The 7,287-nt window shown below is 57.8% G+C and carries 6 protein-coding genes; 2 read left to right on the top strand and 4 right to left on the bottom strand.

The window, feature by feature from the left end:
- Nucleotides 1-96: 96 nt before the first annotated feature.
- The 4 genes from B4U49_RS09400 to B4U49_RS09385 all read right to left on the bottom strand — a co-directional run bounded on the left by B4U49_RS09400 (nt 97) and on the right by B4U49_RS09385 (nt 4,992).
- A complete protein-coding gene (locus B4U49_RS09400) occupies nt 97-1,563 on the bottom strand; it encodes a NarK family nitrate/nitrite MFS transporter (protein WP_078084339.1) in 1,467 nt (488 codons plus the stop codon).
- A gap of 483 nt (nt 1,564-2,046) precedes the next feature.
- A complete protein-coding gene (locus B4U49_RS09395) occupies nt 2,047-3,117 on the bottom strand; it encodes a CmpA/NrtA family ABC transporter substrate-binding protein (RefSeq protein ID WP_078084338.1) in 1,071 nt (356 codons plus the stop codon).
- Nucleotides 3,118-3,165: 48 nt separating this feature from the next.
- Nucleotides 3,166-3,753, bottom strand: a complete 588-nt coding sequence (locus B4U49_RS09390; RefSeq protein ID WP_078084337.1) for an ANTAR domain-containing response regulator — start codon at nt 3,751-3,753, stop codon at nt 3,166-3,168.
- A 6-nt stretch (nt 3,754-3,759) separates the two neighbouring features.
- Nucleotides 3,760-4,992 (bottom strand): alginate export family protein, encoded by a 1,233-nt coding sequence (locus tag B4U49_RS09385; protein ID WP_158078589.1) that lies wholly within the window; start codon nt 4,990-4,992, stop codon nt 3,760-3,762.
- 303 nt (nt 4,993-5,295) lie between these two features.
- On the opposite strand from B4U49_RS09385, the gene mobA reads away from it, so the two are divergent.
- Together mobA and modA are read left to right on the top strand one after the other, a co-directional pair.
- Nucleotides 5,296-5,919, top strand: coding sequence for a molybdenum cofactor guanylyltransferase (mobA, locus tag B4U49_RS09380; protein WP_078084335.1), 624 nt, complete (start codon nt 5,296-5,298; stop codon nt 5,917-5,919).
- Between the two features lie 79 nt (nt 5,920-5,998).
- A complete protein-coding gene (gene modA, locus B4U49_RS09375) occupies nt 5,999-6,814 on the top strand; it encodes a molybdate ABC transporter substrate-binding protein (protein WP_158078588.1) in 816 nt (271 codons plus the stop codon).
- The last annotated feature ends 473 nt before the right edge of the window (nt 6,815-7,287 follow it).

Raw genomic sequence — 7,287 nt, 5'->3', positions numbered from 1 at the left:
TGGGTTTACGGCGTGTCTCGGAACCGTTTATCGGCGCAGCGCGCCCGATAACCAACTAGCGGTACCCCGAAATTCAGGGCACCGCTTCAATAGTACTCAGGCAACATCAATTAAAGATACACTACCATCCGGCATCACTTCCGCCATCTGGCCCTCTGGCTCTTCCAAGAACAGCAAGGTAACAAAGCCCAGTACCGCAGTACACGCAATCACCAGGAAGAAAGTCTCGTAAGAAACCATGCTCAGAATGGTCAGGTAAAAAACCGCACCCACATTACCGTAAGCACCGGTCATCCCCGCAATCTGTCCGGTCAGGCGACGCTTGATCAGCGGCACCACCGCAAACACCGCACCCTCCCCGGACTGCACGAAGAAAGAGCAGGCCATCGCCGCCGCTACCGCCAGATACAGCGGCCACTCCGAGTCGATCATACTCATCGTCAGGTAGCCCACAGCCAGGCCCGCAGTCAGAATCAGCAGCGTGCTCTTGCGCCCAAAGCGGTCACTGATCAGCCCGCCCGCCGGACGCGACATCAGGTTCATAAATGCATAAGCGGAAGCCAGTAGACCCGCCTTCACCGGGTCCAGGGTAAACGTCTCCGAGAAAAACAGTGGCAACATCGAAATCACCGCCAGCTCAGAGCCGAAAGTTGCAAAGTAAAGAATATTCAGCACCGCAACCTGCTTGAACTTGTAGCGGTGCATCGGCTCAGGCAGTTTCACAAAGACATCTTTATTAATGTCGTAACACTTCTTCGCATCGAAAGCGTAGAGCGCCACCAGTGCCACATAAATCGCGATGGCCACCGACTGCGCCAGCATGCCCACGCCACTCGGAGACAGCTTCCAGGTCAGCAGGGCCAGCGCCGCGTACATCGGCAGCTTCATGATCAACAGCAGCACGAAATCCGACGGGCTGGAAACTTCCATACCGCCGATCTGTTTTGGCTTGAAATAAGTGCCGCCCTTCGGAGTGTCAGTCACCGAGCGGTAATAAATCACGCTGTATACCAGGGCAATCACACCGGTGATGCCGATCGCATAGCGCCAGCCATCTTCACCGCCAAACAGCAGTGCGATGGTCGGCAGGGTCATGGCGCCCGCGGCAGAACCGAAGTTACCCCAGCCACCGTAGATGCCCTCCGCGGTGCCCAGTTGCTTGGCCGGAAACCACTCGGAAACCATGCGGATACCGATCACAAATCCGGCGCCAATAAAGCCCAGCAGGAAGCGGCCGATGGCAGCCGCTATAAAACTGTCCGCCATGGCGAAGATAAAGCAGGGAATACTGCCGATTGCCAGTAACAGGGAGTAGGTCAGACGCGGACCGTACTTGTCCGTCAGCATGCCAATGATTACCCGCGCCGGGATGGTCAATGCCACGTTCAAAATCAGCAGGGTTTTTACCTGTTCTGAAGTGAGCGACAGACTGTCGGCAATCGCCATCAACAGCGGCGCATGGTTGAACCAGGCAAAAAACGTAATAAAGAAAGCAATCCAGGTCAGGTGTAGTACCCGGATTTTTCCCGTGAAGGAAAACAGATTTATAGAATCACTGGACATGGACTTATCCCGTTAGTTATGAATTTCTGACCTGCGAGAAAAGGGCGCTTCCCATTTCGGGCGTCCTGTCTCCAACAGGCTTAACAGCGGGGAGTTGAACGCGGTTTCTGATACTCGCTTTGCTCACTCTCTCTCATTGGCCACCTGCCTTCCGGGCATAAAAAAAGCCCACGGGCACAGCTGGGCTGTTGCCGGTGGACTTCGGTGTCCGCTATTTCGCTTTTTTGTGCCGCGCAATATTTTTGGCGGTCTCGCTACTTGTTATTCAAGTTCTGTGCCATATCTGGGCGCGGGAGAGAAATTGGTGCGAGTGCCCGGTAAATATTGGGGCGCAGCAGCGCTAGCGGATGATATAGGCGACAGGCGTTTTTTTTGGCGCGCACCGGCTGGTGCGCGATTGCCCTGTTTTGGGTTTTCCTGTGCACCAGGGTGCAGATTGGTGCACTCCTGTCGGGCAATGCCGCAGGGCCCGACAGAGGAGGATTAGACTGTACGCGTCTGATGCAGTGCTTTGTGGCGAATAAAATCCAGGGTCTGCTGATACAGGTCCGAGCAGAACAGCTCGGTCGCATTGTTATCGGTGGGCGCAATTTCGTTGCACAGCGCGAGTAGCTCCCGTGCCTTCTTTTCGGTGGGGCGGCCGTGCTCCGTGGTGGGGTTGGCAAACACATGCCAGCCCGGGTTTTTACTCGGCGCCTGTCCGTCCGGCGCCACCAGTTCATCATCCAGAGAGGCGGCAATGGTGGCCGCGGGCAGGTCCAGATATTCCGGGCGCGCCAGGATCGCCACGGCATCCCGGCGCTGGCTGCGGTCACACAGCCAGGCGCAGGCTTCCAGCAATGCAGCGCGCAGTGCCAGGTGGGTCGCGGGGTTGGCGTCGTGCCAGCTGCGGGTGACCGCCAGTACCTTTTCCGGCATGGCGGGCATCAGGGTGTTGCTCGGCGTGGCGATAACCCCGATTTGTTCCTGTACCGCCAGCGTATTCCAGGGTTCGCCCACGCAGAAGCCGTCGATATCCCCGCGACGCAGGTGATCCACCATCTGTTCCGGCGGCAATACCACGATACGTACATCGCCGTCCGGGTTGATGCCGGCACTGGACAGCCAGTGGCGCAGCTGCAGAGTGTGACTGGCGAAGGGGTATACGCTGGCAAAGGTCAGCGGCTTGCCGTCGGCGCTGCGGGTCTCCAGGTGCGCCTTGAGTGCCGCGGCAGTGCCTTCGGGGTGATCGTCGAGCGCCTCATAAAGGGAGCGCGACAGTGTAATGGCGTTGCCGTTGCAGCTCAGGATAAGGCCACTGAGCAACTGTTCATCGCAGTTGGGCAGGGTCTGCTTGAGGGTGAGGGGCATGGGCGCCAGTATCGAAGCGGCATCCGCGGCGCCGCCAATCAGTTTATCGCGCAGGGTGGCCCAGGAGGTTTCCCGCTGTAGCTCGACCCGCAGGCCGTAGCGCTCAAAGAAACCCAGCTCGTGGGCGATGATCAGGGGCGCGCTGTCGGTCAGGCGCAGGTACAGAAGTTTCAGGTTGGGCTTTTCTGCTTGCAGGCTGCTCACGGCTTTACTCTCGAATTCTTCAAATTATTGGTTTGCGCGGGCCGGACGTTATTTCGCCGGCGTCTGCAGATGTTCGACTATCTGCTCCGCCACATTGCGCATGGTGGAATTGCTGTTCATGGCCAGGGTGCGGAGGGTCTGGTGTGCCGCCTGTTCACTGATGTTCTTGCGTGCCATCAGCAGGCCCTTGGCGCGCTCGATAATCTTGCGTTCGTCCAGCTGCTGCTGGGTGCGCTGCAGGGACTGACGCAGATGCTGGTAACTGCGGAACTGGGCCATGGCGATCTCGATCGCCGGCGCGACCCGCTCCGCGGAAAGTCCCTCCGCCATATAGGCGCTGACCCCGGCCTCCACCGCGCTGGTGATGAACTCGGCACCGCCGCGGGCGGAGAACATCGCCACGGGAGTGGGGTTGTGCTGGTTGATAACCGAGAGGCTCTCGAGGATGTCGCGGTCGGGGGATTCGATATCGATCAGCACGATATCGGGGCGGTGTCGCTCCACCTGGAACAACAGGCCCTCGGCGCTGGAGAGTTGCGCGAGCAGATTGTAGCCGGCAGCGGTCAGCTGCTCGCCCACCATGGCGGCGCGCTCTGGCTGGTCATCGACCAGCAGAATACTAATGGGTGTCGTCATCGCTTCTTAGAACTTCAGTTCGAACTGCAGCCAGAACTTGTCCGTATCGCTGCTGAAATCGTCAGCATCGTACGTGGCATATTTGGCGAGCAGGCCGATGTTTTTTGTTATGGAATAGGTCGCTACCAGGTCCAGTTCGTTGCCGTACTCCAGGCTGTCGCGATCGCTATAGAATTTATGTACCTTCGCTGCAATCTTGATGCCAGAGACAACGACGGAGCCGCCAGCGTAATAATCGCGGATACCGTCCACCGGTGTGGTCAGGAACTTGTCGGCAAAGCCCTGGAATTTGTGCAGGGTGGCCAGCGGAGTCTGGAACGCCCACTGGTCGTCGCCCGTCAGCCATTCCGTTCCCACAACACCGGTCAACTTGTACTTTTGTACCGCCTTGGTGCCGAATTCCGCGTTGTAATACTCCGCCCGGTAATCGTAGGGGTTGCGGCCAATATCGCTCTGGGTGGCGGCGCGCAGGTGCCAGCGGAAGGTGTCGCAATCCATTGCCCACTCCAGGCCAACGGTGGCACTGGCGAACTGTTCCTGCTCGTGGAAGTCGAGGCTGTAGATGAAACCTTTCAGGGTTTGGTTGGGGCGGATCTTGTAGTCCACGTCCAGCGCATTGACCGGGCCGCCCAGGTTACCGTCGGCGCCGTCAGGACCGAAGATTCGGTTCACATTCCACGAGTAGGTGTAATCGAGGGACAGTCTGTCGTTAAACCCCCACTCGGCGCGAAAGGCGTCGTAGGTCTGCTCGTTCTGGCGCCAGCCAACACCGCCGATAAAGCGCTGGTCGTCGTAGTTGATGCGCTGGCGGCCCACGGTGAACTTTCCCTGCTCCAGTGCGTAACTGACCTGGGCGCGGTTCATCTCGCTGTAGTCCGGATCGGCGATCACCGGGTACTGGGTTTTGCCGTTTTCGGTATTGTTGAATTTCTCGCTGCTGATATAGGTAACATTGTCGCCTTCCAGCAGAAACTCCCAGCCGTCCCAGCGGCCGCTGGTCCAGGTAGCGCGGCTGCGCAGGGTGCCCGCGGTGGCGTGGTGGGGGAAGGCAACATCGCGCACGTGTTCGTAGCGTGGGCGGAAATTCAGATTGAAGGTGCTTTTGCGGATCATATCCCCGGCGGTCTGCACGACATTGTCGTCGGCAAGCACCAGGCAGGGGGATGCACACAGGAAAACCGCGCTAGCGGATAACGTGTGTAAAGTAGTATGCAGTGCTCTTTTGGAGCGTGAAGGCATGACGTTCTCCCGGATACTTTCCATGGGCATAAAAAAAGCCCGGCGACACTGATTGTGTTGCCGGGCTTCTTTGCCAGTGGCATTTTTACAATCAAAACTCGTACCAATTGATTCCAATCTAGCTGAGACTGTTAAAACTGTGGTCGCGCCGGCAAAAGTGGGGCACTGTGTGGCGCCGGAGCGCACGCTTCAGGTGCGGGCCGGTTAAATAATGCGCCGCAATGGTGCGAAATTTGGCGCAGCAAGATTGCTACGGGCGTGCCGCGAGGGCACCCCAGGTTGTACAGGAACGATGTAAATCAGATGACCGTGAACTCTGAATTTTCCAGTGGGCAGGGAGGTCGGCCAGCGGTGGGCAAGCGTGTTTGTCCGGTAGTGCTGGCTGGCGGATTGTCCAGTCGCATGGGAAAGGACAAGGCACTGCTAAAATTATCCAATGGGCACACCCTGTTAGGGCAGGCCAAAGAGGTACTGGAGACTTTTACCCTGCCGCAAGGCGTCGGGCGACTGGCCACGTTGGTCAGCGGCGCCCGGCCCGGCGGTGTTGCGGATCGCTATCCGCAGGCGGGTCCCCTGGGTGGTCTGCAGGCAGTGGCCGCGCACCTGCGAGAGTGGGAAATCCACTGTGATGCGCTGCTGGTGATCCCTGTGGATATGCCGCAGCTGAGCCCCGCGTTACTGAATCAACTGTGTGCCGCCGGCCAGGCGGTGGAGCAGGCGGTGTGTTTCGGGGATTTTTACCTGCCCTGCTGGCTGCCGCTGGACGACCGCTGTCGCCAGTATCTCGATGCCGCAGCCCAGGGCAACGCGATCGCCTCCATACGTGCGCTGTTCGGCTATGTCGGCTGTATGCAGTTACCGGTGCCCGCCGGGGACTGGCATTTGAACGTCAACCGGCCGGAGGATTTTCAGCGCCTGGCGCGCTAGGGGATGCCCCTGTCTCATGGAGGGCCGGGGACGCAGGGGGCAACGAATCAGGGTTCCGGGGACAGGGAGGTATTTGTCCATGGTAACGCGGTTAATGATGTGCGCTCTGCTGTTGCTGCTCGGCAGCTGTGGCCTGCGCCAGCCTCCGGAACTCCGCGTGGCTGTGGACGCAAGTTTCCATCCTGCGGTGGAAGCATTGCGGCAAGGGTTCGAAGCCGATTGTGACTGCAGGCTGCGGATAACCGCCGGTGCCAGTGGCCTGCTGTATGGGCAGATTCGCGCCGGCGAACCTTTCGATCTGTTTCTCTCCGCGGATAGTGCGCGCCCGGTGCTGCTGGAAAAGGCCGGACTGACGGTGCCCGCAAGCCGGCAAACCTATGCCCGCGGTCAGCTCGCCCTGTGGGTCAGCCGCGAAATCTCCACCGATAAGTCGTCCGGCTTTTCCACCCTGACCGCGAAGCTCGCGCGCACCGACGCGGCACTCACCCCGCGCCAGCTGATTCTGCTGTTGGGGCGCGGCAAGCACAAAGTAGTGGTGGCAGACCCGCAACTGGCCCCGGATGGCGATGCCGCGGTAAAAATGCTCAAGAAGCTGCGCCTGTGGCCGCGCATGCGAGGGCGGGTGATCTATGCGGGCCACGCAGGGCACGCCAAGATCCTGTTGCACCAGGGGCAGGGGGATATGGGGCTGATTCCCTACGGGCAGGCCCTGGCTACCGGCAACCGGGGCCAGTTCATGCGTATTCCGGCACATTTCTATCCCCCGATTCACCAGCAGATGGTCATTCTGCGCAGTACTCGCGAGCGCGCCCTGGCCATTCGCCTGTTGCAGTACCTGGGCTCCGATGAGGTACAGCAGCAACTGGCAGAATTGGGGTTTCTGGCAGCAGAATAATCCACTGCCAGTGAAAACTGATCGCGGCCGTTAATACGGCGGTAGAGTGGTATGTAATTCAACCAGTTTCAATGGTAAAGGTTTCAATAAATTCCAATTTGGTTATTAACCATAAATGGTTTTAATTGTTACCTATTCCAATGCTGAATTATTCCCATACCAAAGCGTTATTATTTTCAGGATTAAATAGAAACTGTTTGGAATAGTTAAATAAATATTCTTTTATATGAATGGATTCGGGTGTTTTTTCGATAAATTTTATTTTTCGGTATTCGAATCTCGCGGGGCGCACAAATAGGAAAATTGTCACGAAAGTCACGCTCAGCCCCTGGTTTTTCGTTTCTTCTGCAACTTAATCTACTGTTTTTTAACCGATTTTCGGCATTTTCAATAAAAATACGCTAAACGAGTAATAAGAATCCTCTATTTCCGTTGGCTGTTTTTATTCTCTTTAATTCATCGTCCTACCGAAA

Origin of the sequence: Microbulbifer mangrovi (genome assembly GCF_002009015.1) — a bacterium.
Taxonomy (GTDB): Bacteria; Pseudomonadota; Gammaproteobacteria; order Pseudomonadales; family Cellvibrionaceae; genus Microbulbifer; species Microbulbifer mangrovi.
This window is presented reverse-complemented; position numbering and strand designations above follow the sequence as displayed.

Bases quoted from the DNA above. Each gene is read 5' to 3' on its own strand.
- B4U49_RS09400 (WP_078084339.1), bottom strand. From the start codon at position 1,563: ATGTCCAGTGATTCTATAAATCTGTTTTCCTTCACGGGAAAAATCCGG.
- B4U49_RS09390 (WP_078084337.1), bottom strand. From the start codon at position 3,753: ATGACGACACCCATTAGTATTCTGCTGGTCGATGACCAGCCAGAGCGC.
- B4U49_RS09385 (WP_158078589.1), bottom strand. From the start codon at position 4,992: ATGCCTTCACGCTCCAAAAGAGCACTGCATACTACTTTACACACGTTA.
- mobA (WP_078084335.1), top strand. From the start codon at position 5,296: ATGACCGTGAACTCTGAATTTTCCAGTGGGCAGGGAGGTCGGCCAGCG.
- modA (WP_158078588.1), top strand. From the start codon at position 5,999: ATGGTAACGCGGTTAATGATGTGCGCTCTGCTGTTGCTGCTCGGCAGC.